Source organism: Paenibacillus baimaensis (assembly GCF_025567575.1).
In genome coordinates this window covers 72,905-99,756 of record NZ_JAOQIO010000069.1, presented here as the reverse complement: position 1 = coordinate 99,756, position 26,852 = coordinate 72,905, and the positions used below count along the sequence as shown (strand labels likewise).

Sequence of the window (26,852 nt, the reverse complement as noted above, 5' to 3'; positions counted from 1 at the left end):
CAATCAAAGCTTTTATTGGAGGAATATCGCATGTCTACACTGGCATCACAGCAGCAGCAAGTCATTAGAACAACCCCTATTTTAATTTCCTTTTTAATTGCAGGGTTCATAGGATTATTTAGTGAGACAGCTTTAAATATGGCACTTGGTGATTTAATCAACGTATTTCAGGTTAGCTCTTCCACGGTACAATGGCTGACAACAGGTTATCTGCTGACCTTGGGGATTCTGGTTCCCGTCTCTGGCCTCTTGCTTCAATGGTTCAGTACTCGTCAATTATTTACAGCGTCATTGGTCTTCTCCATTATCGGAACGCTCGTCGCGGCAGTAGCACCGGGCTTTGGCATGCTCATGCTAGCCCGTGTTATTCAAGCCATCGGCACCGGTTTATTGTTACCTCTTATGTTCAATACGATCTTATTGATTTTTCCGATTCATAAAAGAGGAGCGACCATGGGGCTGATGGGATTAGTCATCATGTTTGCACCCGCTATTGGTCCATCGGTTTCCGGTTTAATTATTGAGAATCTGAATTGGCATTGGATCTTCTGGGTATCGTTACCGTTTCTTGTCATAGCGTTATTATCTGGCATCACCTACATGCAAAATGTATCGACCATCACCAAGCCCAAAATCGATGTTCTTTCGATTATTTTATCTACTATTGGTTTTGGCGGCATTGTGTACGGCTTCAGCAGTGCAGGTGAAAGTGGTTGGGGCAGCAGTATCGTGATTTCTACTATCGTTGTAGGTCTCGCCGCATTACTCCTGTTTTCGTTGAGACAGCTTAAAATGAGCAAGCCGATGATAGATTTGCGCGTTTTTAAATATCCCATGTTTACTTTAGGTTTATTAGCTGTATTTATTACTTTTATGATCATCTTATCTTCTATGATTCTGCTACCCTTATACTTGCAAACGGGGCTGGCTTTAGCGGCATTCTCAGCAGGGCTTGTGCTGTTGCCAGGAGGCGTATTAAATGGTTTGATGTCGCCATTAACAGGTCGTATTTTTGACAAATATGGACCTCGGGGACTGGTTGTTCCTGGTTTTGCTATCATGATTGTCATGTTGTGGATACTTTCAACCGTCAACACTGAAACTTCTATACTAACAGTGATCTTGCTGCACTCCTTTCTTTTTATCGGTGTGTCCATGGTGATGATGCCTGCTCAGACCAATGGCCTGAATCAATTACCCAAAGAGCTGTATCCCGATGGGACAGCTACAATGAATACACTGCAGCAGGTGTCGGGAGCTATCGGTACGGCTGTTGCCATTACCATTATGTCAGCGTCCCAAAGCAGTTATATGAAACATGTAGCAAATCCAGCTGATCCAGCAGCAATTAGCGCCGCATTAACCGCAGGCGTTCAAGATTCCTTCATTTTCGGTCTCATTCTTGCCATCGTGGGTCTGGTTGTATCTCTCTTTATTAAATCTTCTCGTGTAAAATAAGAACGTCAAACAAGCCAGAGAGCATGTATGTTCATCCTCTTCCGGCTTGTTTTTCTATATGGTGGTCAAGCAAATTGCAGTTCATTACTTCATTTTAACGAATTGGCCATGTTTCCTGATGATAAGCCATATCCCAGAACAGCGTTTCATAGCGGGTCGTATTCAAGAAAATCATTTCCAGCCGATCCAGCTCTGCTTGCGGCTTACCCTCTGTCAAATGATCGAACAGATCCAGGCACCAGCGAGCCAAATCGCCAAATTCCTCTGAGCTGTACATCCGCACCCACTCTCCATACCATTCATGCTCGGACGCTCCTGGTATTTGATTCAGCTCCACCCCGATCTCCCAATAACTCCACATACACGGAAGCAGCGCCGCAACCAGATCAGCCAATGACCCATTGTTCGCAGCGTGCAGCATATAGTGTGTGTAAGCCAGCGTGATGGGAGAGGGTTCGGCTTGCTCCAGCTCGTCTAGCGAAATCCCAAAACGAGCCGCGTATTCGCGATGCAAGGACATCTCCTCATTCATCGTGGAGTTCAGCAGCGCAGCAAACTTGCCCATCGTCCCGATATCATTCGCTTTTACAGCGCCCAGAGCAAATAGCTTCGCATAATCAATTAAATACAAATAGTCCTGAACCATATAGAAGCGAAACTTCTCGATGGGGAGCGTTCCCTGCCCAAGCTCCTGTACAAAAGGATGAGTATGATTTTGGCGCCAGACATGCTGGAGCTTTTCATATAAGTAGGTTGAAAATGTCATCGACAGCTTCCTCTTTTCTTTAAAGGGTTATTTCTTCGTATGTCCCCATTCGTATATAAATTGAAGCATCACTTTGGTGAAATCTACTACCTGCTGGATCGATACCTGCTCGTTGACGGAGTGGGCATTGCCCAAATCGCCCGGTCCATAAATAGCTGCGGGAATACCAGCATCCCCAAACCAGCCCCCATCGGTGACAGTCGGTGATACATCAACAATAGGCTGGCTGTTCAAAATACGCTCGTGAGCCCCTATTAACGCACGAACAGCGGCATGCTGCGGGTCCACCTCCAATGAAGGGAAGATTTCGCCGCGATCTTCAATCATCGACGACCCGCCCCATGTAAACTCAGGGGGATTGTCTCTAAGCCATACATCTCCAGCAGCCACCAGTCTGATATGCTCCTCGATTTCTTTGGCTACTTGTTCATGGGTCTCATTCGGATAAAAATGTACGGTGATCCATAATCGGCATTCATCGGCAATGAACGCGGCATGTCGACCGCCTTCAATGACGGCAGGATTGATCGTACTTGCTCCTGGTGGACAATCCGGATAACTTTTAATTACGGACCAGTGACGCTCCAAATCCTGCAGCCCTTGAATCAACTTCACCATTTTCTCAATAGCGCTTGCGCCGAATAGCTTGCCTCCGGCATGGATCATGCTCCTTCTCGTCGCGTCGTGAAAGGTTTGCTTGCTCTTCACCGTGATCCAGCCTGTAATGACGCCGCCCTGCCCTTGAATATGCAAATCACTCGTATCGACAACAACGGCAAAATCCGCGCTGTACCCGCGTTTGCAGCATTCAAGCGTTCCCGCTTCGCCTATTTCTTCTCCAATCACGGATTGGAACGTAAGGTCACCGGGCAGCCGGATACCTGCTTCATGAAGCAGCTGAGTAGCAAACAGCGCCCCGGCAAGCCCCGCCTTCATATCCGCGGCACCTCGGCCAATGATCGCACCGTCCCTGACAATCGGGGTGAAGGGTGTCGTTTCCCAAGCTTCGTCTGGACTCACCTCAGCCACGTCCATATGACCATTAATAATCAAGCTTTTATACGTATCTGATGCACTGCCTTTTAACACACCAACGACATTCGGATCTCCAGGGTATACGTCCCATTTGTCAATAACAAAGCCCTTATCCTGCAAAAATGCAGCGACAAACTGCTGTGCCTCCTCCGTATTGCGAGCGGGTGGCGCCGGTGTTTGAAACCGGATCAAACGCTCGACCAGATCGATGAGCTCCACCTGTCGCTGGTCTACTTGTTGAAGCAATGCTTCCAGATTTATCTTCACTATCTTAGCCCCCTTCCGTTACATAAAAAGACGCCTCTCCTGAAGAAGAAGCCCTGCTCATAATGATCAAATAGTAGCATACCTGCACGGGTTTACTCAATCGAGTCTTTCGATTCATACCATGTAGCCTTCATGGCTAATACAGGTTGAACTTCATAGTACCCTGTGGTATGATAGGCTCAAATCTAATAACTTTTGAAAAGGGCAAACCTGTCGAAAGGCAGGGACGCAAAGCCACGAGTCTAAAGCATTTTGCTATGATCGTCGGGTCGCCAAGAGGCAACAGTACATTGTACCCTCTTTTGGCTTAATGACAAGGGAGGTTTTTTGCTATGTATTCCAAATTAAAGATTTTCGTTACCTTACTCACCGTTATGCTTTTTCTTATCTCTTCGTTGGTACAAGCAGAAACTGCAAGCGCCAGCGCGCCACTGCAAGCTAGTAATTTAACAGAGCTGGAATTAACAATTCAAGCTGAGCTTGCTAAAAAATCAGATTCCATTACAATCACCTACACAGCTAAAGATACAGAAGATTCGAAAAGTTACGTTCAAGCAATTAAAAATACTATAGACCTTGCACAACGGAATCTTGAGGAAGAACTTTACTGGAATATGAAAGACCTGTCTATGAATATGAAGGGAAGCATCGGTAATATTACGATTACTCTAACGCCACAATATCTTACGTCAGTAGAACAAGACCAATACGTAGACAATGAGGTTGACCGTATTCTGAAGGAAATTCTGACACCAAACATGAACAATCTTGAAAAAGAAGCTGCCATTCACGACTATGTCGTCTCCAATACCTCTTATGAAAATTTAGACGACATTGGTCATACGGCTTACTCAGCACTCTTCAACAAAAAGGCCGTGTGCCAAGGCTATGCGATCCTAACGAATAAGCTTCTCAATAAAGCAGGAATCACAAGTCGGCTCGTGGTTGGTTACATAAATGATGATCCTGCGCAAACGCACATGTGGAATGCAGTAAACATAGATAGCAACTGGTATATGCTTGATACCGTCTTTGACGACCCTACACCTGATAATCCAGGTGTTCAATCTACTAAATATTTTAATGTAACAAATGAAGCTCTTCTGAAAACGGGTCATACTTGGGTGGAAAGCGATTATCCGATTGCAAAATAAGATATGATTGTTAAGAAAAAGGGACCCTCGGCCCCTTTTTTACTGCATGTATGACTAAACGAGTATCATCTGTCTCATTGCTGCATGTTACCAATGTAAGAATTTGATCATCCTTTTGCAGATTCACAGCCGCCTGATACATAGATTTTTTTCGATATTGGTCTAAATCAAGAAGAAACGCATCGTCGTTTTCATATGAAATATCGACAGTATCTTTTCTAGCGTCAATGGTATAAACGGAAAATATTTCCCAATCGCTCATTTTCCCTTGTATTCCCCAATTAATATTGCGGTGCTCCGCAAAAAAATCTTTGTTTTTATAATTACCAAGGCTTCCGAACATGGAGCCATCTATCATATTATGTCCATAAATGACAAGATTACGTTGTTCTTGATTCGTGTCCAGACGGTAATCCATAAACACACTGCCATAAATGGACTTTTTACCTGATGCGTCTCTGTTTAAGTAATAATCATTGTCTTTATGCTGTAGGACCGGATAATCGACACTAGTGCCGTCAACACGGAGCCATCCAATGATTTCTTTATTAATAGCCAATAAACTTTGGAATCTCTCATTTTCCGTTGGGCCTTTGGCTACAGCGCTTGCTTCTTTGGTTAGTTCAGTGGACTCATTTGCCTGTTCTGTATTGGGTTGTGCTTTTGTATGGTATAGACTTAACATCTGATTTTTTAACTGAAGTGAATTGTTTCTTTCGGTATGTTGTATATAGGCATCCATACTTATAAGCACGAATCCAGCACATACCAATATGGAAGCTGCCCAATAAAAAAATCTATAACTTCTAGCAGCAGGTTGGGGAAATTGCTTTGTCATAAGATTCTCCTCTCTCCTATGAACTCGTAATAGCTTGTGTATACGATTGAAGTGAAACAGAGGCACATGATGTGCCCCTGCTTGTAGGATTTTATTTTCTGCGTTGCTGCCAACGTGTAGCTCCAAATACCCCAAGTCCAGCAAGTACCAAAGCTAGTCCTGTCAGATAAAAGTTGCTATAAGCCTCTTGGCCTGTTTTCGGTACTAGGGAAACTACCGGTTCAGAGGCCTTTTTATTGCTATTTGGAAGTACATTGACCGTAACATCATGGAAATTAATATCTCCATTCTCATCCTTGATACCGATGGTAAAGGTATCTTTGCCGTTAAAGCCTTCCTTCGGTTTATACACCCATTTTCCATCATCCGTTAATTCAACAATTCCATTTTGAGGCTCAACTTCAAGCGTATACGTCTTCGGAACCGTTATATTACCCGTATCCACTATCGACGGCACTGCTCCTGCTACGGGGGTATCCTGATCCGTAGTTACAGGTTGTGCTGGAGTTGGCACTGGAACTGTTACTGGAGTCGGCTCTGGTGCTGGCACTGGAATCGTTCCTGGAGTCGGTTCTGGTGTTGGCACTGGCGTTGTTCCTGGAGTCGGCTCTGGTGTTGGTACTGGAGTCGGTTCTGATGTTGTTGGCTCTGGTGATGAACCGCCACCGCCACCACCGCCTCCTCCTCCGCCACCTGAGTAAAGAATATAAACCCCGGCATCTATCGTTCTGTTATCGTCTCCAGAAAGCAATATAATAGGATCCGTAAAACCTAAATTATTGACATCTGAATCGATAGTTTTGTCCGTCCCCATGTTCTTAGGTGTATATATATAACCGTTACCGGCCACGAAACCTACTACATAAGAACCTGGCACCAGATTGTCAAACAGATAATTGCCGTTAGCATCCGTGACGGTTGTTGCAATAACTACAGCTGGCGCATCGGAACGATACAGGTTAACTGTAACATTCGCAACACCTTCATCGTTCACATCCTGTATACCGTTCACATTGAAATCTCTAAATACTTTGTCGCCGAGTTTAGCTAGCTTGTAGAAACCAGCATCCACGGTTAAATCATTAATAGTTGTGCTTAATGTAAGGGTATGGCTGAAGCTTGTTGTGATGTCTCTATCCGAATCTTTGCTGTCATCTGTTCCTGCATTTGCCGGACTTTCCTTGTACCCGTCTGGTTTAAGGAATTTCACCTTATAGTTACCTACGAGAATAAGGTCTGTAAACAGATAGCGTCCACCTGCATCTGTAGTTCGGGTACCCAGCAGCACATTCGTATCTGCATCATACAACTCAACGGTTACTCCCGGAATGCCTGGTTCTCCTGCATCCTGTATGCCGTTTGCGTTCAAATCATGCCAGACAATGTCTCCGATAGAACCCTTGGTAGAATTATAAATTCCAGCATCCACGGTTCTGTTATCGTCTCCAGAAAGCAATACAACAGGTTCCGTAAAACCTAAGTTATTGACATCCGAATCCATGGTACGATCTGTCCCTGCATTCTTTAAAGTAAAGCTATAGCCGTTAACAGCCGTAAACCCTACTACATAGGAACCTGGCTCCAGATCGTCAAACAGATAGTTGCCACTAGCATCCGTGACAGTTGTCTTGACAGGTACCGCCAGCGCATCAGAACGATACAGGCTAACCGTTACATTCGCAACGCCTTCTTCGTTTACATCCTGAATACCATTTTCATTAACATCTTTAAATACTTTGTCGCCGAGTTTAGCTAGCTTGTAGAAACCAGCATCAACCGTTAAATCATTAATACTTGTAGTTAATGTAAGAGTATGGCTGAAGCCGGTTGTAACGTCTCTATCCGAATCCTTGCTGTCATCCGTTCCTACATTTGCCGGACTTTCCTTGTACCCGCTTGGTTTAAGGAACTTCACTTTATAGTTACCTGTAAGCAGAAGGTCATTGAAGTAATAATGTCCTAAGGCATCTGTACTTCTAGTACCCAGCAGCGCATTCGTATCCGCATTATAGAGCTCCACCGTTACTCCCGGTATGCCGGGCTCTCCTGGATCCTGTATGCCATTTGCATTCAAGTCATGCCAGACCAAGTCTCCAATAGAACCACCGCCGCCTGCATTAGGAACGTAAATCCCGGCATCCACCGTTCTATTATCATCCCCGGAACGCAATACAATGGGATCCGTAAAACCTAAACTATTAACGTCGGAATCAATTGTATTGTCGATCCCTACGTGCTTATACGTAAAGCTATGACCGCTAACAGGCATAAATCCTACCACATAGGAACCTGGCTCCAAATTATCAAACAGATAGTTGCCATTGGTATCTGTGACAGTTGTTGCGATAATTGCTGTTGGGGCGTCGGAACGATACAGATTAACTGTAACATTGGCTACGCCAGCTTCACTAGCATCTTGTATGCCGTTAACATTCACATCTTTAAACACTTTGTCGCCGAGCTTGGCCAGCTTATAAAAACCGGCATCGATAGTTAAATCATTAATAGTTGTACTTAATGTAAGAGTATGGCTGAAACCTGTCACGATATCTCTATCCGAATCCTTGCTGTCATCCGCCCCAACATTTGCCGGGCTTTCCTTGTACCCACTTGGTTTAAGGAACTTCACCTTGTAGTTACTTGTAAGCAGAAGATTAGTGAAGAGATAGTTCCCGCCAGCATCTGTGGTTTTGGTATCCAGCAGTGCATTTGTATCGGCATTATACAGCTCAACGGTTACACCCGGAATGCCTGGCTCTCCTGGATCCTGTATGCCGTTTGCATTCAAATCATGCCAGACCAAGTCCCCAATGGAGCCATTGGTGGGAATATACATTCCGGCATCTATTGTCATGTTAGCTTCCCCTGATGATAGGGTGACACTGGCTGTTTTTCCAGTAGTCGGGTCTGCATCCGAATCTAATGCGGCAGAACCGCCTTGATTTTTGGAAGTGATAGCATACCCTGCTGGTTTGATGAATTCAACGAAATAGCTGTCTGGATCCAGATTCGTAAACTCGTACAAACCTGTTAGACCCGTAACCGTTGTAGCGACAGGGGTATCAGGAGCAGAAGTCTTATACAGCTTAACCGTTACGCCCGAAATCCCCACTTCCCCAGTGTCTTGAATGCCGTTTTTGTTGGCATCGAGAAAGACTTTATCTCCAAGACTTGCTGGATTGAATACACCCGCATCGAAGGTATAGTTGCGACCGCCTTCGAGCAGCGTAATACCAGTTACAACAGCTTCTGCATCAGTCCGAGCTGCATAGGTCGCGTCGCTATCCAATGCATCATTGGATCCCTGATTCGAAGAAGAGAAATAATTGTAAGCCGCTGGACGAGTAAACTTAACTACATAATCTCCTGGAAGCATATCAGAGAATTTGTAAATCCCGCTTGCATCAGTCGTAGTAGTTGCTATAGGAGTTGTAAGGTCAGCTGCCTTATAGAGCTTAACCGATACACCTGGTATACCTGGTTCTCCTGCATCCTGAATACCGTTGGCATTCCGATCATGCCAGACCAGATCGCCGATTTCACCGAGATAAAATCCTGCATCTACCGACAAGTCTGTTTGGCCTGCGCCTAATACCACGATATGGCTTAAACCACTCGCTTCATCACGGTCAGAGTCTTTTTCATCATCATTCCCCTGATCCTGAAGCGTCGACTTATACCCGTCAGGCTTAATGAACTTCACGCGATAGCTTCCTGGATCGAGGTCAGCAAATAAGTATCTACCAGCTCCGTCAATCGTCGTGCTAGTCGTCGTGAATTGCAATCGAGTTGTAGGATCAGCAGCAGCATACAGTTCTACCGTTACACCATTAAGACCAGGTTCACCTGCATCCTGAATACCATTGGCGTTCTTATCCACCCACACAAAATCTCCAATTGAGCCTTTGGTATAGATACCCGCATCCAGAGTCATATCAGTTTCTTCATTGCCAAGAATTTTTCTTACCTGATAAGTTCCTGTTGATGGGTTGAAAGTAAAATCGCTATCATTGGCACGATCTGAGCCCTGAATATGAGGTGATAAATAATGGCTAGCCGGTATTACGAATTCTACCGTATAATCACCAGCTTGAAGATTAGGAAACTCATAATAACCTGGCTCATTCGACCCATGTCGATCTCCGGTTCTTGTGTAGCCTATACGAGTAGTGGGATCGTTGGTTTTGTATAGATTCACAAGAATCCCATTGACCCCTTTCTCGCCCGCTTCCTGAATGCCATTCGCATTCGTATCCAACCAGATAAAGTCGCCTATATTGCCGGTACCTGCAGGATCAGTATCCTTAATCAGAAAACCTACCTTGATAGGCTCCGAAGGTAAGAATGACTGCGGTCCGCCCTCATCGGGATAAGTTGCTCCATAACCAAATGAGTTCCAGGCGATCTTGTTTCTTGGCGCATTTACTGGTGCACGCATATCCCATTCCAAGGTGACTGATTCTCCTTGGTTAAGGGTAATAGTGCCGAAGTCGAACTCCAGTGCGGTGACAGTCGTAATGTCTGCAGGAGGCGTTAGAGTCCAACCTGTATGAGTCGGATTCAACGGTTTGGATATATCACTGACATTCGGATTTACATCTGTCGAATAATATACCTTAATTCTTGGATCCAGTGGTGCTCCGCCTGGTCCCGTAACGTTATTTACCAGATAAGGTCTCCAGTCAGATAGACGAGCATTTGTATCAACTACACCTGTATCTGTAATACGAGGCAGCTTGTCTACAATAACGATATTGGAAATAGGACCATTGGAAGTAACATTACTTACGGTCAGTTGATACATCGCTTTACCACCAGGCAGCGTCTCTCCGTTAGCCGGGTACTTGGTGAACGCATTATCGACTTCTCCTTTTACCCATTTGATGGATTCCAGAGAGCCTGTGAATTTCACATAAGCGTTAGCCGAGGACTTTACGAATTGTGTCGTAGTCGGATTATTATCCCGGTCTTCCGGTACATCGCTCACTACTGTACCTTTATAGGTATTTGTAGCTGTAGTCGTTGCGTACATCGTATTGCCAAAATTCCCATTAGGTGTAGCATGCTTGACAGTACCACTAATGGTAACATCGATATACTCGTTTGGCTTCAGAACGGCAGTCGGGAACTCCCAACTATAGACCGAATACGTTACTGAACTTACGGTCTTGTTATAGCTGTTAAAAACAGGGGCTCCAATAGATGTGCTGGAGTTATTTGTTATACCCACCACTGTGAAATTTTCCAACTCATTCGGAAAGAATTCCACTATTTCCGGGTGCGTCATATCCCCCGTAGCAAACTCATGATTCTGTACCCGCAGCTTATAGGTGAGCGTATCGTTCTCTTTCACCGATGCACTGCCTACAACCGATTTATTCGCGACAACCCAAGGTATAGGTTGTACAACCTTAATGTCTACTGAGCTGCTGCTATTAAAAGGTGTAGCTCCATAATTAGCTGTAAGCACAGCCGTGTTGTTAATTAGTTGATTATCAACTACCGGTTGTGAGTTATGATCCGTACTAAGCAGGGTCCCCTGCAGCTGGATATCGGAGGCAACACGGAAACTGCTTGGCACTGTTCCATAGTCCAACTTCACTTTGGAAACATAATCCCCAGCCCCAAGTCCTAATGAAGCTACATTTAAGGTCTGGCTGCTGCTGCTGTTGAGATTAACGCCTCCAGTCCAACTCAGCCAGGTATTAACTCCATTTTTCTGGTAATACACATTTACGGTAACACCCGTATTATTACTATAGGAGCCTGTAGAAATCTGAGTCAGATTAATTTCTTTCGGTATAGCATCCTCAACTACAAAGTTATCCAAGGGCACATTGCCCCTGTTCCCAAAGCTATTAATCTTATACTTGACAGTCTGTCCTATGGAATACTCATCGCTCGCTTGACGTGCTTCCTTTTTAATGCCATAAATTCCCGGGTCAGGAGCAGCTAGCAGATGTGTAGCATTAGCCGTATTCGTCCTAAGAGCAGCTCCAGTCAGACTGGTACCGACCGCATAGACGGAATTCGTAACCGAATCGCCAACATGAAAGGTCGGACTTGGATAACTCAATACAACTTCATAGGTATTTTCCTGCCCGACATTTAAAGTTGATGAAGGCCAAGAAACCTTTCCGTACACGGCATCATACACACCGCCCCCAGTGGCGGAAACAAAAGTAGACCCTACCGGGAGAGTATCCATAACTCCAACGTTTTGGATATTAGTGCCACCCAGTACACTGTTCCCCTTCAGCTTGATCTGATAGGTCACATTGCTGTTCAAAACCGGATCAACTGCCGGAAGGATTTTGGATTTGGATATCAACCAATCCGGAGCATTAACCTTTGCGGTGACCACCGGTGCTGGTTCCGTAATCAAAGGGCTATTATCAGCCTTGGCTGTCACACTATTTTGGGCAGTGGCTCCATTCAGGGTTACCCCTTCCTTGAACTTGGCTTTAAGCTTTATGATACCGGTTTTGCCAGCTGCCAAAGGACTAACCATGTTAAACTTCACTGTTCCCGCGACTGAAGTATCGACAAAACTAACATCTGCCGGGGTGTCGACTCCCACATAATCCAGAGTACTTGGCAAGACGTCGGTGATAATCATATTCTGAGCAGCTTCAGTCGTGCTTGGGTTCGCGTATTTAATCGTATACGTGATGGTTTCCCCTGGAAATGCTGTCGTCTTGTCTACCGTTTTCTCTAGAGATAAGGTAATAGCCGCCATCACACCAAAATTGTAGTAAGGCAATATGGCCAAAGATAATGCCATAAACAAGAAGAGAACTCTTTTGGGAAACGCCAAAAGGGATCGGCTTCTTTTTGATAATTGTTTCAAATTCCCCATACATCGCTCCCCCAAATCGGTTAACATGAGCTGGCAATGTATTTTATTGAATAATATTCCAACTACATGTTCCTCAAACATCTTCATTTTTAATTCTTCATTCTTGCCACGGGTATAAGATATACCACACTATGGTAATGCATATTAATTTCAAGACGAGCAACCCTACAATCAGATGTATGTATCCTCTATGTATATCGAATGACTGTTGATCAAGCCCTGTTAAGAAGCAGCTTGAATGATTCTCGAGTTCCCGTTCCTCCTTCCACCTCCTGCAATAAAAGATTTTCAGAATAAGCAATTAACCACACATAACCAATAATCGATTATGTACAAAAGATGAATCCATTTATTTATATCAATAAGAACTGAAAAACTTCTGAACAAATATATGAATTTTGATAAATCATTCAGCAATTCGCCAAAATACTTGTCCCAAGTCCACCAAATTTATAACGTGATTGCGTGTACGACAAAAAAAGACAGCATCAAGCATCGAACTTTGTCCGAATACTACTGTCTTTTGTATTATTATTCGTATGAGCTGACCCTTACCTCTGCTGCATATGCAGCCAACACTGTGAACGGTTATTGTCAGGTTGTTTCAAGCTACAATAATTTTCGTTTGCTGACTATCCATAGAGGTACATGTGTCCTCGTGTCACTGATCTGCTGCTTCCAGCACTCAAACCAATGGGTAATTTCCCCCTTAGGCTCGAGGTTCAGCTCCTGTTCCAGCATCTTCAACAGCAGTTGATACTGCTCTTCTACAGACGCGCGCTGGCCCATAAGATCATACAATTTCATTAATGCAAAGAAACTGTCCTCCGACAAAGGCTGCTCCTGTTGGATTCGATGATACACCCCCGCAGCCTCGTTCCACATTCCGTTCTGCGAGTAGCACTCTGCGACCTGTTGGGCATGGTGCAGCCAGCGCATTGCCATTCGCTGACGATCTCCCTCTGCCCATAAATAATCATGTTTGCCCAAATATTCGCCTCTGTACATGTCTAACACCCGTTGATGCGCGGCTAAATTATTCACGTTCACATGCTCCAGTGTACGCAGGTTGTGCTCCCATTCATCCGACTCCAACCGCACCCGCCCGGCATCCAGCATATAGCCTTCCTCCGCACTCAAGCTTTGAATGGGGATATCAATCGCATTGCGCTTGAGGTTCTGACGAATTTGATAAATGGTCGTATATAGCAAAGTGATCGCTTTTTTGGGGTCTATGTCTGGCCATAATAAATCAAGCAGCTCACTTTTACGTACTAATTGTCCTCGATGATGAAGCAAGTAGGCGAATAGCTCCTGACCCTTGGTGGTTCTCCATTTGATGAGTTCCTCAGCTTGATTTTCTTTATATTCGATTTGAAGCGATGGGAAGCAGCGAATCGATACAGGCTCTCCAAGGAGTGGGGTTTTAGGAGGGTTAACATTCGGCTGCTTTAACCGCTGAAGTGTCTTTATTAAACGTTTTCGCTGCAGCGGTTTGAGCACATAATCAAGAGCTTGAAGTTCAAACGCCTGGATCGCGTACTCATCGAATGCAGTGACAAAAACGATCTCAGCTGATGGGCAAATCTCTTGCAGCAGCTCAGCTGCCTGCAGCCCTGATAATTCCGGCATCTGGATATCCATGAAAATAACGTCCGGCATTAAATTCCTGGCCATCTCTATAGCTCGCAGCGGATTCATACTTGTACCTACAATTTGGATGTCGGTGAGCTCTTTTAACATTTTTTCCAGCTGCATGAGTGCAAGTCGTTCGTCATCAACCAATAGAGCCTTCAACGTATTGGTCACCCTCCACCTGAAATTGTTTTCATACTAATTTCATAAAGATAGGCTATAATTTGTATATGTTAACCTTCTAACGAAAGTGTGGATTCATATATATGTATAATAATTCAGATTTTCCCAACTTGTCCACAGAACGTTTGTTATTAAGACAAATGACGCAGGACGATGCCGATGAGCTTTATAGCTTCTATGCTGAAGGATCCCCTATTATCAAGTATCTCGATTGGCATGGACCTTCCTCCATGGAGCAAGCCCGTGAACTGATCGTCGCCTGGAATAAGCAGTTTCAAGAAAATAGGCTCCTGCCTTGGGGGATAACCCAGCATACGGACAATAAATTAATCGGAACCATTATGTGCATGCCCGTTCGCGGCACGTTCGATTATCATCCGCTATCTCCTGTTTCCGTAGGCTTCGAGCTCACAGATGCCCATTGGCATAAAGGGTTTATGTCTGAGGCCTTGGGGGCCGTGATCCAATATGGCTTTAACCATATTGGCGTTCATCGCATGCAAGCGGAGGTTGTCCCCCAAAACAAAAACTCATTAAGACTCCTGGAGAAGTTTGGCTTTAAACAGGAAGGTTTGTTGAAGCAATATTTGATGCACGATGTGACCAAAGTATTTTTCGATGTGATTATGCTAGCGTTGCTGGAAGTTTAATGTCGTTAATGACTTTCGTTATATGCAGTCGATATCTCTACTACTCCTCAGCATCTACCAAATGCTCTTTACAAAAAGCTTCAATGACTGCCAATTCATCATCTTCAAGCTCAAAATCCACGTAATTATCATTGGTTTTCTCATGAATGGCATATTTCGCCATGCCGGAGCGACTTTCCTCCACCACATAAATGACCCGTACATACAATCCATTCTCCGAGTATAGTTCGTCATCCTCCGCCACCTCTATATCCAGCAGCAGCTCATAACGCTTACCAGTCAAAATCCCGAACGGATCCTTGATCAATTCCACACTATAACCAGTAATGGTTAACATGGTATCATCCTTTCCAAATCTCTGCATCTTATCATTATACTTCCTCAAACACATAAACGGAAGTCTCTCGGACACTTGCCCACACTATCAAGTAAGGTCATGAATATCTTGGTAGCAAGAGGTGATCCGATGCAAGAAATAACGATTGCTGCAGTTGGTGATATTTTAATCAATGGGGCTATATCGATGTCCGTCAAGCAGCGTGACGCCAACCTGTATGATTTTGATTCCATTTTTGAAGGCGTTGCCCCTATTTTACGGGATGCTGATCTGACTATCGGCAATCTAGAGGTTCCTTTAAAAGGAAATACGCCTTTTATTAAAAAAAAGAACCCGCGAACAGGGTTTCCTATGTTCAATGGACCCGAGCAACTTGCCGCGGCGTTAAAACGAAACGGTTTTGATGTATTGGTAACGGCCAACAACCATTGTCTTGATAATGGGATCGAAGGACTGCGGCGTACCCTGCAGGTGCTTGATGCCAATCAACTAGCCCATACCGGTACTTATGCCGCTCCCGAGCAGACTCGGCAGCCACTGATCATGGACGTTAAAGGGATCAAGGTCGGGATTCTCGCCTATACCAAAACGACCAACCAGATCCCCCTTCCTACCGCCATGAGAGGGTCAGTCAATCTGATCAACGAAGCTCAAATGATAAGAGATTTACGCAAAATTAAGCCAAAAACCGATCTGAATATTGTTTGTCTCCATGTAGGACAGGAGTACCAGGCAGCACCGACCTTGGAGCAGCGAGCGCTCGTTCGCAAGCTTTTACAACATGGAGCAGATGTTATCCTTGGCTCGCACCCCCACGTGCTGCAGCCGATCCTCAGGACGAGTTCCAACCAACTGGCCATATACTCGCTTGGTAACTTTGTATCCATTCGCTTAAACGATAACCCTTATACCAATAATGGTTTGATACTTCAATTGACCATACGCAAGGATGAATCCCGTACCACAATCAGCAGCGTGGACTGGGTATCTACGTGGACTTATCGTAATTTTCGGGGAAAGCGGCCCATCTACCGTATCGTCCCCAACACAGCAAAAGCCAGTATACAAAGCAGAGAAACCGGCATCTCCCTGAAGCAAAGAAAACTAATGGAACAAATGCGGATTTACACCTCGAACTTACTGAGATCTCGCGATCATAAGCCATAGTGAACCCTATTGGCAAAGATGATTTCAGGTTATATTCATAAAAACCAAAAATCCCCTTCCAAGCAGCCGTGTCCATATTCATGAAATCATGAATTTCACACTTCCTGTTAGAAGGGGATGTACCCTATACTCACTATTTATGTTTAGTCGGGATCTACTATGCGGTTTCTTCAACTTCCTCGTGCACCGTTTTGATCTGAATCATGACAGTACTCGGATCCGTCAACACTTCAATTCCATCCTGGAAAATCAGGTCAGAAACGAGAAGCTGATCGCCAGCATCAAGGCCGCTAATATCCACTTCCATGGAAGTCGGCAAATCACCAGGCATACAGCGAACTTCTACTTCATACTTTTCCACCTGCAGGACGCCACCGGATTTCAAACCGATTGCTTCACCCAGAAAATGGATCGTAACCTTACTATCCATGCTTTCCGTCATGTTCACATGATGAAAGTCAATGTGCAGCAGCTTACCTGACAAGGTTTCCCTTTGGATGTTCTGAATAACGATCGGCAGTACTTTTTCATCGGAGGTTTTCCCCTGCAAAATAGCACGCGGATTTTTTTTCAAAATGTTCAGCATTTCTTTTTCATTTACTTCTAATGACAAAGTATCTTTACCAATCCCATACAACACAGCGGGGATGCGTCCCTGTTTTCTTGCTTGATTGATGTGGGACTTTGTTTCACCGGTGCGCTTGTTTAATTGAATAAATTTACTCATTTGTTGGTTCCCGCTCTCTTTTGACCATAAATTCTTGTCAATTCATTATAACATGACCATAGAATCTAGTCAAATTCATCGATTTTCAAGATTCATATTCGACAAAAGGATCCGGGATTTCAATCTGATAGGCTTCAGCATCACTCACACCAACGGAGAGCACGGCTCGACCATGGCCTGACCGTATAAGCCCACCGCTAAAAATAACATCCTCCAAGTCTGGCCGTTTGCCGGGACCTCTTGGAAAATCACTTCTTGCTGCAATAATTTTTAAAGGCGTTTTCTCACAAGTTTCGGGGTCTATCGAAAATACCATTGAATAATAGTGCTTGTTGCCTGATAGATCAAAGCAGGCGATATGCCCGAGCACGCCCACATGCCCATTGCTCAATAAATGTGCTTCGTTTGCCCCTCCCCATTCCTCGGGGACAAATTGATTGCCAAGCATCTCTGCATCAATAAACGTCTGCTCATCAAGCTCATCAAGCGAATCTATAATGGTAAATCCAATTTGGCCTCTTCCTCCTTTCACTCCTTGCGGTCTTGTGAATATACCTATTCTGCCGTCCATAAGCTCAATCAGACGAATATCCTTCATCGTACCGGGGCCAGATGAAAAGTGGCATAACGAATCTATATGAAATCCGCGATAAAATTGAGTGACCCACGACACGATTTTACCCGGATTATCGGCTGCAGTAATGACTTCAACACCGCCAACTATTAATTCACCCTTGATAATCGTTGTACAAGGGTCCTGCAAATTATAAGTATGTGTATGCATACGAGGGCTCCACACCTGATTGTCGCATGTAAAAAAGAAGACTTGAGAGAACTCGCTGTCCCGTTCCTCAACTCTTCCCAAGAGTACTTCCTCCCCGTCATATTGAAACGGAGCCGTTATATTATATACATCTCGGTTTCCAACCCCAGAGAACGTGAGCTTCTCTACCTTCGTTATGCGAGGATTCGCATAAAATGTATCCAGAAGCTGTTTACAGGTTTCCACTTGTGCCGCTTTCCTTGTCATTGCCGTCCTCCTGATGTTCAATCGATTCATCTATCGGCCAATCGCTTTCCACAATCTCTTCCATTATTATAAGCTGCCCAGGCTGTACTTTAAAATACAAACAAAGCTTTAGCAGCAAATCCCTCGGATACTGTACCATCTCATCCTTATACATACGACGTACCGAATCAAAGTGGTAATCTATATCTTTGGCAAGCTTACGTATCGATAATTTGGGATCGTGATTTTCCATGACCGCTTTTAAATTACTACGTATAACTGACATACTTACACCTCCAACATTAATATATATGGAGAAGGGTGGAGAGTCAATAAAATTGACAAGAAAAAATGGTCATGTTATAGTAGTTAAACAGGAAACAATTTTGAATTTTCAGAAAATTTAATACCATTTCCCCCTAATTAGAAATAAAGATCTCTTTATCTTCTTTTTTTTTACCCAAAAATCGTGAACGCATATGGAGGCTATTGATATGAGAAATACAAGCAGTAATCGGAATATCGTTTTTCTTGGTACCAGTCTGCCAAGAGAATGCGGCATTGCTACCTTTACACAAGATTTACTGGATCAATTTGAACATATACAAGGCTTCAATAAACCTCGGATTATTGCCATCAACAACAACGAGACTTACTCGTATCAGGAACAGGTCATGAGAGAAATTGACCAGCATAATCTGTCGGCATATATCGATACGGCTGATTTTCTGAACTCGTCAGACGTTGATCTTCTCGTTATTCAGCATGAATTCGGTATTTACGGCGGAGAAAGCGGGGAATATTTGATTCCTTTTGTCGAGAGACTAAGGATTCCTTATATCGTCATTTTTCATACCGTGTTAACGAAGCCTTCCGCCAAACAGCGACACATTATGAATCGTATCGCGAAGCTGAGCGTTAAAGTCGTAACGATGGCGCAATCTACCGTCAAGGATTTGATTTCTATTTATGGGATTGATGCCACCAAGGTCACCTTCATTCACCATGGCGTGCCCGATGTCACAACAGATACAAGGGCAGAGCTCAAAGAACAATATGGTTATGCAGACCGCAAAATTTTGTCTACCTTTGGCTTCTTAAGCCCTGGCAAAGGAATTGAGTACAGCATAGAGGCCATGCGCGGTGTCGTTAAGCAGCATCCGGAGTGTCTCTACATCATTTCGGGGAAAACACATCCGGTAGTCAAACAAGAAACCGGCGAGGTTTACAGACATAGGCTGCTCGATCTTGTGAAGGAATATGATTTAAATCATAACGTTCTCTTCATCGACAAACTATTGACTCAGAAGGAAATTATACAATCGCTTGTTATATCCGATATTTACATGACCCCTTATTTGGGCAAGGATCAGGCCGTTAGCGGTACTTTGGCATACGGAGTCGGCTATGGAAGAGTCATTATTTCAACACCTTACCGATACGCTGAGGAAATGCTCGCAGAGGGCAGAGGTTTACTGGCAAACTTCCGTGATTCGGCCTCTTTGGAAGCTTGCATCCTCCAACTGCTGAACAACCCTGCTGAAGTAAAAGAAATGGAAAATCGCACACTTGAACTAGGCAAAACCATGCTCTGGAGCGAAGTCGCCAAAACCTACGCTACGCTTTTCCAGGAAAAAATAACGATTTCGCAGTTAACGAACAGGAGTGTGATTTAATGGAGGTACAGACGATCATAAAGTTTAAGACCGATTATATGCGCAGGATCACGGATGATACGGGAATTTTTCAGCATACGAAGTTTGGAGTTCCCGATCGTGCGAAGGGCTATACAACCGATGATAACGCACGGGCATTAATCGCAGCCGTTTTATCATACAGCAGCAGCAAAGATTCAGTCACGCTGGACCTCATCCATACTTATATTTCCTTCATTCATCACGCACAAAATGCAGAGGGAAACTTTAGAAATTTTATGGATTATAATCGTTCATTTATAGAGGATAGCGGCTCTGAGGATTGTCAAGGACGTACGTTATGGGCACTTGGATTCGCACTCTCTCATTCTTCCTCCCTACCCGATAATTTACTAAACACGTGCCGTTATTTAATCAATCAGGCATTACCGCATATTCATTCGCTTGGTTCACCACGTGCCGGGGCCTATGCCATGATCGGTCTCAGCTATCTAATAGAAACCCCTGATGCTTTAACCTACTCCTTCCCATATCTCCATAAGGCAAATACCGCGGAAGATAAAACATTTTTACCCAAAGCCTTTATTCTTAATTTGATCGAAAATATGGCTGTCCGGCTGCACAATCAATATACGCGCAATAAGGGAAACGGTTGGAACTGGTTTGAAGACAGCCTTACCTACGGAAACTCGATGCTGCCCTGGGCACTTTTAAAAGCATTCCGTATTTCAGGTAATGTGTGTTTGAAGGAAACAGCCAAGGAGAGCCTGGATTTTCTAGCTTCGAAAACCTTCTCCAAAGAAGGCTATTATAAGCCAATTGGCAGTCACGGCTGGCTGCTGCGCGACGGACAGGCCGCTCCCTACGACGAACAGCCGATTGAAGCATGTGAGATGCTGCTTGCTTGCAAGGAAGCTGCGGTCGTACTGCAAGACCCCGCTTATCTGAAGCAAGCAGCTTTATGTTATGAATGGTATCTTGGTCATAATTCAATTAAAACGTCTCTGATCGACCCCCAAACCGGTGCCTGTTACGACGGTATCCATTCAACAGGGTTGAATCTTAATCAAGGCTCCGAAAGTATCATTTCCTTCTCCATTGCACGTTTGGTGATGCATCATGAATAAATTTGCAACTATCCTTGCAGGCGGTGGCGGAACACGGTTTTGGCCGCTGTCCAGGCAGGAGATTCCGAAGCAGCTACTCAATATTAGCGGAAACGATATTATGTTAAACGATACCATCGAACGATTCAAAGGGATTATTCCTCAGGAAAATACAGTTATCGTGACGAATCGTTCCCAAGCTGTGTTGATGGAGAGCATTATGCATAGCAGTGTGTCTAAAAGTAATATTTTGATTGAACCCGTGGCGCGAAACACAGCTGCCAGCATTTTGTTTGCAGCGTTATCTATTGAAAAAAACCACGGCGATTCATTAATGGTCGTATTACCATCCGATCATTATATAACCGACGAGGACCAATTCCGGCTTACGCTCGACGAAGCCTGTACGGTCGCGATGGAATCAGACAAAATCGTAACTATCGGAATAAAACCGACATTCCCTTCTACCGGCTATGGCTATATCGCTTTTAATAAGAATCCGATTTCCTCCAAACCTGTAGCTGTATATGAAGTAGCCGAATTTGTTGAAAAACCGAATTTTCAGAAAGCCCAAGGCTATCTGTCCTCAGGTAATTATTTATGGAATAGCGGTATATTCATTTGGAAAACATCCGTAATTATTGATAATTTCAAGCGTTACCTGCCTCGGTTGTATAAGACGATGCTGCCAATCAGGGAATTTCTCGGTACGGAGCAGGAAGAAGACATCATTAATCAGGTTTATCCGACACTTCAAAATATTTCGATTGATTATGGCATTCTTGAGCGATCCGATGATGTCGTGGTGCTGTCTGGTCAATTCGGCTGGAATGATATCGGCAGCTGGGATGCACTTGGTTCGATCTTCCCACCCGATGAATCAGGTAACATAATCAAAGCGAATCACTTGGGCATCGATACACGTAATTCAATCATCTATGGAAACGGCAGACTCATCGCGACTATAGGCGTAGATGGATTTATCATTGCTGACACCGGTGATGCCCTATTAATCTGTCCCAAGGACAAAGCACAGTCTGTCAAAGAAATCGTCGAGCTGCTGAAGGAAAATGGAATGACTGAATATATTTAGGGATAGCACTAAAAACCGGATCACCCGCAGATGTTTAGCTGCGTGAATCCGGTTTTTGTGCTGCCGCTCAGACACAGATGTATCATCGACGAACAGGCTTGATCATACAAATTTATACAGTAGCTTGAGCTTCCTTCGCGTCCGCCTGAACCAGCACCTTTTTCTCCCAGGCTCGGCTGCGCCAACGGTGCAAAATAATAATTCCCCGCACCCATTCGTCAAGGATAAACACGATCCAAATTCCCATCAGTCCATAAGCGAGATGAATACCCAGAAGATAGGTCAAAGGAATACACATACCCCATACAACCGTAATACCGGTTATGACCAAAAATCTCGCATCACCCGACGCTCGCAGCGCTTCGCCAATCACAATATTCAAGCATCTACCAGGCTCCAGCACAAAGCCCAACAGCAGCAGCGCGGCACCCAATGTAATAATTTGAGGGTCACTCGTAAATAAGCCAAGCAGCGGCTTTCTAAATATGGCGATTACAATGACAGCCCCCATCGACAGCATCAGACTTAAGGCAAGGCTGCGGAATAGCTGCCGATAGGCTTCTTCCTTTTCCCCGCCGCCGATGAGACGGCCAATAATAATTTGCGTGCCACGGCCTAGTGAAATGGAGAGCACCATGATGAAATACATAATATTTTGCGTATAGATGCGAGTCGACAGCATTTCGGCACCGAGCGACGTAATGAAATACGTAGTAACGATTTGACTAGCTGCATACGACAGTTGATTGCCCGCCGTGGGGATGCCAATCGACAAAATCTTTTTCATATCCTCCAGCTTGCATCTCACGAGCTCCTTCAAGCCCAGATCCAGCTTAACAACCTTACGTAATATCAGAATATAAACGCCAAGCCCGAGGCATTGGCTGATGACCGCCGAGATGGCCACACCCGGAACACCCAGCTTCGGAAATCCCCACGGACCAAAAATGAACAAATAATTGCCGGTTAAATTAATCAGATTCATGCCAATGGCTACCATCATCGTATATCGGGTGAATCCATGGACCTGAACAATCGCCGAAATCGTCAGATTGAGCGCCTGAATGAATAAAGCCCCTCCGACAATAGACAGAAATGTTTGTGCCGTTCCGAGCAAGTCCTGCTGCAGCCCGAACAGTCCGAGCAGCGGCCTGCTGAAGATGACCATCACGATACTAATGGCCACGCCCGATATAAAATTCAGCAGAATCGCACCGGCCGCAAATCTGCGTACTGCTTCTAATTTATTGGCTCCCAAATATTGCGAAATGACGATAGCTGATCCCGCAGAGATCACCTGCAGCAATAAAAACGTAAAAATAATGAGTTGATTGGACACTCCTACTGCAGCTACCGCGCCATCCGATACGTTACTGACCATAAAGGTGTCTGCAGCCCGCATCGCCATTTGCAGAGAGGATTCAATAAATAACGGCCATGTAATCGTAAATAAAGCCAGCTTGTTAGTGTTGGTCATGGGTTCATCCAGCTTCTGTATTATTTTATTTTAGATCTTGATCGCCCTCCAATGAATGAGAGCGCTTTAATAACAGAGTACCACACTTACTTTATTTATAGAACACTTACCGCGACTTAATTGTCTACTAATCCCCATAAAAAAACATCTTGATTGGCTCAAGATGTTACGCAATTCCTATGGAACTTTGACACCTCTGGATGTCACGTACAGATCGTACCATTCTTCGCGCGAGATCACGATTCCGGTTGCTTCCGCGCAAGCACGTATCCGATCCGGGCTTGTTGTGCCTAGTACAGGCTGAATCCCTGATGGATGGCGCATGAGCCAAGCAAGTACTATAGCTTCCAGTGATGCGCCCTTCTGCTCCGCCAATTGCCGAACGAGTTCAGCAGTTTTGCGCACTGTCTCTGGCTTGTCCGTCAAATCCTTACCACTGAACAGCCCCTTGGAAAGCGGCCCCCACGATTGAACCTGAATATGCTCCATCTGGCAAAATTCAAGCAGCCCTTCGGGAAATGACAGCTGTGTTCCTGCTTTTTGATTGACAGATATCCCTGCATCAATCCAATCCAGCTTGGCAAGATTCAATTCGAGCTGATTGACGATCAACGGCTCGTCCAAACAAGATTGGAGCCAACGAATTTGTGTGGGACTCATATTGGAAACGCCAAAGCTTTTGACCTTCCCCTGCTTCTTTATCTTGTCAAAAGCGCTTGCTACCACTTCGGGCTCCATTAACGGATCCGGCCTATGAAGCAATAGAATATCGATAGACTCCAAACCAAGCCGTTCCAAAATGCCGTCTACGCTGGAAATAATATGTTCCTCGGAAAAATCATACCGCGCTGGAAGCCCTGGACCCTCCTCCATCCGAATGCCGCATTTGGATTGGATGATCATCTGATCCCGCAGCTCGGGACGCTCCTTCAGTACTTGTCCGAATGCAGACTCCGCCTTGCCGTAGGCATAAATATTGGCATGGTCGAACATATTGATTGACACGGAAAGCGCTGCATCTACAGCCGCATGCGCCTTTTTCATATCATCAGCCGTTATAGCTTCCCGCGTCCATCCTCCACCTAAACCCATACAGCCCATAACGAGACGACTGGCCTGGAAGCCATGTTTATGTAATGCCAACTTATTACCCATGATTGCTGTCATCCTCCTTTGTTAATAACCATCAGCTTGTCCTAACCATTATAAACCAAAAGGAGGACCGTACATAGAAGTGCGTGTTAAAATCAGCTGCGTGCACCTTTATCTGTGTAGCGGATTGGATTCATCCCATCCTGCTGCTATGTCGATCACTCTCCTACAAGCTGATTGGCACGCAGCGCCTGACGTATTTCTCCCATAAGGCTGTCTTTGAACGCTTTCCATGTTTTCTTGCTAACATCCAGCTTGTCCTGACCGATCGCTTGGACCGTTTCCAGCCATATTCGCCGATCATTGATTTGACCCAGCTGGTCCTGAATGTCTTTATATAGCTGTTCATGCGAATGAAACTTCTGATCTAATGCAAAGGATGCGGCAGATGCTGTATATCTCAGCTCCTTGGCTGCGATTCTCAAATCATGCAGAGCGTCGAACGCTTCCTTCGTTTCAGCACCGTTGTGCCGACTAAGCTGACGATAGGCTTGCTTATGCTGTTCATAGGAAACTTCAAGCTCACGCATCACCTGATTTACGTTAATATCGGCATTTTGCGATTCCAGCTCAGGCAAATCCTTCAGAAACGCCTCCCATTTCTCGTCCAGTGCAGGATTAATCAGTTCCGGCAGCTTATCGGCCAGCTTTGCTCTGCTGCGTCTCCGTTGTTTTCTCTGAATTTGGATGACTGCCTTTAACAAATCGGCCTCTTTGCGTCTGCCGCTTCGCTTAGCCCTTTTCCGTCTCGCTTGAAAAGACTCGATCAGCACATCTGCATCCCTGACCTGACCGAGGCGTTTTTGCGCTTGCTTGATTAATGGATACAGTCCGGAATGATCATGCTTGTCGAGGATACGCAGCAGTGTCAGCAGCTTCCGGCTGTTGACCCGCGCTTGATGAACATCCTCATTATCAAAGCTGCGGCTTGCCCTTCTGCCATACTCGCAAAACTGTTCATATAAGCGATCCAAAGCTTGTTTCCATGCATCTTGATGAGGTTTTGCACCATGATCCGGCACACCTGTACTCTCCATGCAGCATCTCTCCTTTACTCATCATTACGACAAGACAATGGGAACCAAACAACCGATTATAAAGGTTTCCCCGTAGATCATCGTGAACAGCAATACCTTATTTCGTAAAAATTCCCAATTCGACATGAAGGATTGTTCAAACTGCTCTCGAATTACTCATGTAAACCCTTCCCATTTAAAAAGAAGGAGCCCACTGCCATGCAATTGAAAAAAAGTACATTGACACACTACAGCTTAGGTGAACTTAATCAGTATATGCTAACCATCCAGCATTTAATCTCAGCTACAGCTGCATCGATGGTCGTCATTCATCATGGACAGATTGTTAACGAATGGTATTCCGGCAGCCATGGAAGCTCAAGCGAAAGTCGAACAGTCGATGCCAGGTCCCGTTTTAATGTGGCCTCCGTTCGCAAAACTTACCTCGGTGCGGCAATCAGTCTTGCTATATATGAAGGAAAAATAAAAAGCATCGATGACCCGGTAACGGAATACATAGCGGATTACGCCCCCGAACTATTAAGCCATACAACCCTTCGGCATTTATTAACGCATACCCATGGTCTTAGGGGACACAATCAACGACTGTTCCCTCCAGGGACCGAATGGAAATACAATAATGCGGGTGTCAATCTGCTCATCCAAATGGTACGAAATGTGTTTGACCAGCCGCTTGCTCAAGTGATGCAGGAACGTTTTTTTGTACCTTATGGATTCACAGAGACAGGGTGGGTACAAGAAGAACAAGACCATTTGGTTTGGCTTCATGAAGCTTACTCATCCGATCAGGGCAGCGAAGCTAATCTCTTTGCCAGTACGCGGGAATTAGCCTATTGGGGGTATCTGCACCTAACGAAAGGTATGTACAAAGGCAAACAAATCATTCCAAGCGCCGTATTCAATACCTGCAGTTCCATTGCTACCCCCGCAGCACTTAATCAGACAATAACCAGAAATGGCTTCTTTTGGTGGGTGCAGGATATACCGCGTCCGACGTCCGAGCTCGGGGATCAGCTTCCTGTAGGTTCTTATCAATCCCTGGGGCTGTATGGGAATGCCGTGCTGGTTATTCCTGCGTATCACCTAGTCGCCGTCCGTATGCTGAATCAAACAGAACCAAACCCGCCGACTTATGATTATATCCATGATATCCAAACCTTTGGCAATCTCGTATGTCAGTATGGCGCTGCAGTCAACTCCAAATCATCTTAATCACTCAAGATGATTTGGGCTAGTTCATGAGTTCG

Annotated in this window: 20 protein-coding genes and 1 riboswitch; of the genes, 8 read left to right on the top strand and 12 right to left on the bottom strand. The window is 44.8% G+C overall.

The window, feature by feature from the left end; all coding sequences use genetic code 11:
• Positions 1 to 30: 30 nt before the first annotated feature.
• Complete coding sequence (locus OB236_RS17310) at positions 31 to 1,458, top strand: DHA2 family efflux MFS transporter permease subunit (RefSeq protein WP_262685121.1); 1,428 nt, start codon at positions 31 to 33, stop codon at positions 1,456 to 1,458.
• Positions 1,459 to 1,552: 94 nt separating this feature from the next.
• Here the strand turns inward: OB236_RS17310 and tenA are convergent, their stop codons facing one another.
• On the bottom strand, positions 1,553 to 2,224 hold the full coding sequence (tenA, locus tag OB236_RS17305; protein WP_262685119.1) for a thiaminase II: 672 nt from the start codon (positions 2,222 to 2,224) through the stop codon (positions 1,553 to 1,555).
• Between the two features lie 27 nt (positions 2,225 to 2,251).
• Complete coding sequence (locus tag OB236_RS17300; RefSeq protein WP_262685118.1) at positions 2,252 to 3,526, bottom strand: acetylornithine deacetylase; 1,275 nt, start codon at positions 3,524 to 3,526, stop codon at positions 2,252 to 2,254.
• Positions 3,527 to 3,719: 193 nt separating this feature from the next.
• A riboswitch (cyclic di-GMP riboswitch) is annotated at positions 3,720 to 3,803 on the top strand.
• Positions 3,804 to 3,858: 55 nt separating this feature from the next.
• Between OB236_RS17300 and OB236_RS17295 the strand changes: the two genes are divergently transcribed.
• Positions 3,859 to 4,680: a transglutaminase domain-containing protein gene (locus OB236_RS17295; protein WP_262685117.1), complete on the top strand. Its 822-nt coding sequence runs from the start codon at positions 3,859 to 3,861 to the stop codon at positions 4,678 to 4,680.
• Between the two features lie 10 nt (positions 4,681 to 4,690).
• Here the strand turns inward: OB236_RS17295 and srtB are convergent, their stop codons facing one another.
• The 3 genes from srtB to OB236_RS17280 all read right to left on the bottom strand — a co-directional run bounded on the left by srtB (position 4,691) and on the right by OB236_RS17280 (position 14,174).
• Positions 4,691 to 5,518 carry a class B sortase gene (srtB, locus tag OB236_RS17290; RefSeq protein ID WP_262685116.1) on the bottom strand — a complete coding sequence of 276 codons (828 nt, stop codon included), beginning with the start codon at positions 5,516 to 5,518 and terminating at the stop codon, positions 4,691 to 4,693.
• A 91-nt stretch (positions 5,519 to 5,609) separates the two neighbouring features.
• On the bottom strand, positions 5,610 to 12,377 hold the full coding sequence (locus OB236_RS17285; protein WP_262685114.1) for an SdrD B-like domain-containing protein: 6,768 nt from the start codon (positions 12,375 to 12,377) through the stop codon (positions 5,610 to 5,612).
• A 609-nt stretch (positions 12,378 to 12,986) separates the two neighbouring features.
• Positions 12,987 to 14,174 (bottom strand): response regulator, encoded by a 1,188-nt coding sequence (locus OB236_RS17280; RefSeq protein WP_262685113.1) that lies wholly within the window; start codon positions 14,172 to 14,174, stop codon positions 12,987 to 12,989.
• Between the two features lie 104 nt (positions 14,175 to 14,278).
• Between OB236_RS17280 and OB236_RS17275 the strand changes: the two genes are divergently transcribed.
• On the top strand, positions 14,279 to 14,845 hold the full coding sequence (locus OB236_RS17275) for a GNAT family N-acetyltransferase (RefSeq protein WP_262685111.1): 567 nt from the start codon (positions 14,279 to 14,281) through the stop codon (positions 14,843 to 14,845).
• Between the two features lie 40 nt (positions 14,846 to 14,885).
• Here the strand turns inward: OB236_RS17275 and OB236_RS17270 are convergent, their stop codons facing one another.
• Positions 14,886 to 15,182 carry a DUF6509 family protein gene (locus OB236_RS17270; protein WP_262685110.1) on the bottom strand — a complete coding sequence of 99 codons (297 nt, stop codon included), beginning with the start codon at positions 15,180 to 15,182 and terminating at the stop codon, positions 14,886 to 14,888.
• A 129-nt stretch (positions 15,183 to 15,311) separates the two neighbouring features.
• On the opposite strand from OB236_RS17270, the gene OB236_RS17265 reads away from it, so the two are divergent.
• Complete coding sequence (locus OB236_RS17265) at positions 15,312 to 16,349, top strand: CapA family protein (RefSeq protein ID WP_262685109.1); 1,038 nt, start codon at positions 15,312 to 15,314, stop codon at positions 16,347 to 16,349.
• 157 nt (positions 16,350 to 16,506) lie between these two features.
• Here the strand turns inward: OB236_RS17265 and OB236_RS17260 are convergent, their stop codons facing one another.
• The 3 genes from OB236_RS17260 to OB236_RS17250 all read right to left on the bottom strand — a co-directional run bounded on the left by OB236_RS17260 (position 16,507) and on the right by OB236_RS17250 (position 18,371).
• Positions 16,507 to 17,076, bottom strand: a complete 570-nt coding sequence (locus tag OB236_RS17260) for a 50S ribosomal protein L25 (RefSeq protein WP_262685108.1) — start codon at positions 17,074 to 17,076, stop codon at positions 16,507 to 16,509.
• Positions 17,077 to 17,161: 85 nt separating this feature from the next.
• Positions 17,162 to 18,106: a DUF1861 family protein gene (locus OB236_RS17255; RefSeq protein ID WP_262685107.1), complete on the bottom strand. Its 945-nt coding sequence runs from the start codon at positions 18,104 to 18,106 to the stop codon at positions 17,162 to 17,164.
• Positions 18,072 to 18,371, bottom strand: a complete 300-nt coding sequence (locus OB236_RS17250) for a helix-turn-helix domain-containing protein (protein WP_262685106.1) — start codon at positions 18,369 to 18,371, stop codon at positions 18,072 to 18,074. Before OB236_RS17250 ends, OB236_RS17255 begins: the two co-directional genes overlap by 35 nt.
• Positions 18,372 to 18,579: 208 nt before the next feature.
• On the opposite strand from OB236_RS17250, the gene OB236_RS17245 reads away from it, so the two are divergent.
• From OB236_RS17245 to OB236_RS17235, 3 genes are read left to right on the top strand one after another with little or no spacing between them, the layout of a single operon-like run.
• Complete coding sequence (locus OB236_RS17245; protein WP_262685105.1) at positions 18,580 to 19,761, top strand: glycosyltransferase family 4 protein; 1,182 nt, start codon at positions 18,580 to 18,582, stop codon at positions 19,759 to 19,761.
• On the top strand, positions 19,761 to 20,867 hold the full coding sequence (locus OB236_RS17240) for a glycosyltransferase (protein WP_262685104.1): 1,107 nt from the start codon (positions 19,761 to 19,763) through the stop codon (positions 20,865 to 20,867). The genes OB236_RS17245 and OB236_RS17240 overlap by 1 nt, the downstream gene beginning before the upstream one ends.
• Positions 20,860 to 21,939, top strand: coding sequence for a mannose-1-phosphate guanylyltransferase (locus OB236_RS17235; protein WP_262685103.1), 1,080 nt, complete (start codon positions 20,860 to 20,862; stop codon positions 21,937 to 21,939). Before OB236_RS17240 ends, OB236_RS17235 begins: the two co-directional genes overlap by 8 nt.
• A gap of 112 nt (positions 21,940 to 22,051) precedes the next feature.
• Here the strand turns inward: OB236_RS17235 and OB236_RS17230 are convergent, their stop codons facing one another.
• The 3 genes from OB236_RS17230 to OB236_RS17220 form a co-directional block, all read right to left on the bottom strand.
• Positions 22,052 to 23,416: an MATE family efflux transporter gene (locus tag OB236_RS17230; RefSeq protein WP_262685102.1), complete on the bottom strand. Its 1,365-nt coding sequence runs from the start codon at positions 23,414 to 23,416 to the stop codon at positions 22,052 to 22,054.
• A gap of 177 nt (positions 23,417 to 23,593) precedes the next feature.
• Positions 23,594 to 24,571 carry an aldo/keto reductase gene (locus OB236_RS17225; protein WP_262685101.1) on the bottom strand — a complete coding sequence of 326 codons (978 nt, stop codon included), beginning with the start codon at positions 24,569 to 24,571 and terminating at the stop codon, positions 23,594 to 23,596.
• A 155-nt stretch (positions 24,572 to 24,726) separates the two neighbouring features.
• A complete protein-coding gene (locus OB236_RS17220) occupies positions 24,727 to 25,605 on the bottom strand; it encodes a CHAD domain-containing protein (RefSeq protein ID WP_262685100.1) in 879 nt (292 codons plus the stop codon).
• Positions 25,606 to 25,803: 198 nt separating this feature from the next.
• On the opposite strand from OB236_RS17220, the gene OB236_RS17215 reads away from it, so the two are divergent.
• Positions 25,804 to 26,817 (top strand): serine hydrolase domain-containing protein, encoded by a 1,014-nt coding sequence (locus OB236_RS17215; RefSeq protein ID WP_262685099.1) that lies wholly within the window; start codon positions 25,804 to 25,806, stop codon positions 26,815 to 26,817.
• Positions 26,818 to 26,852 lie beyond the last annotated feature (35 nt).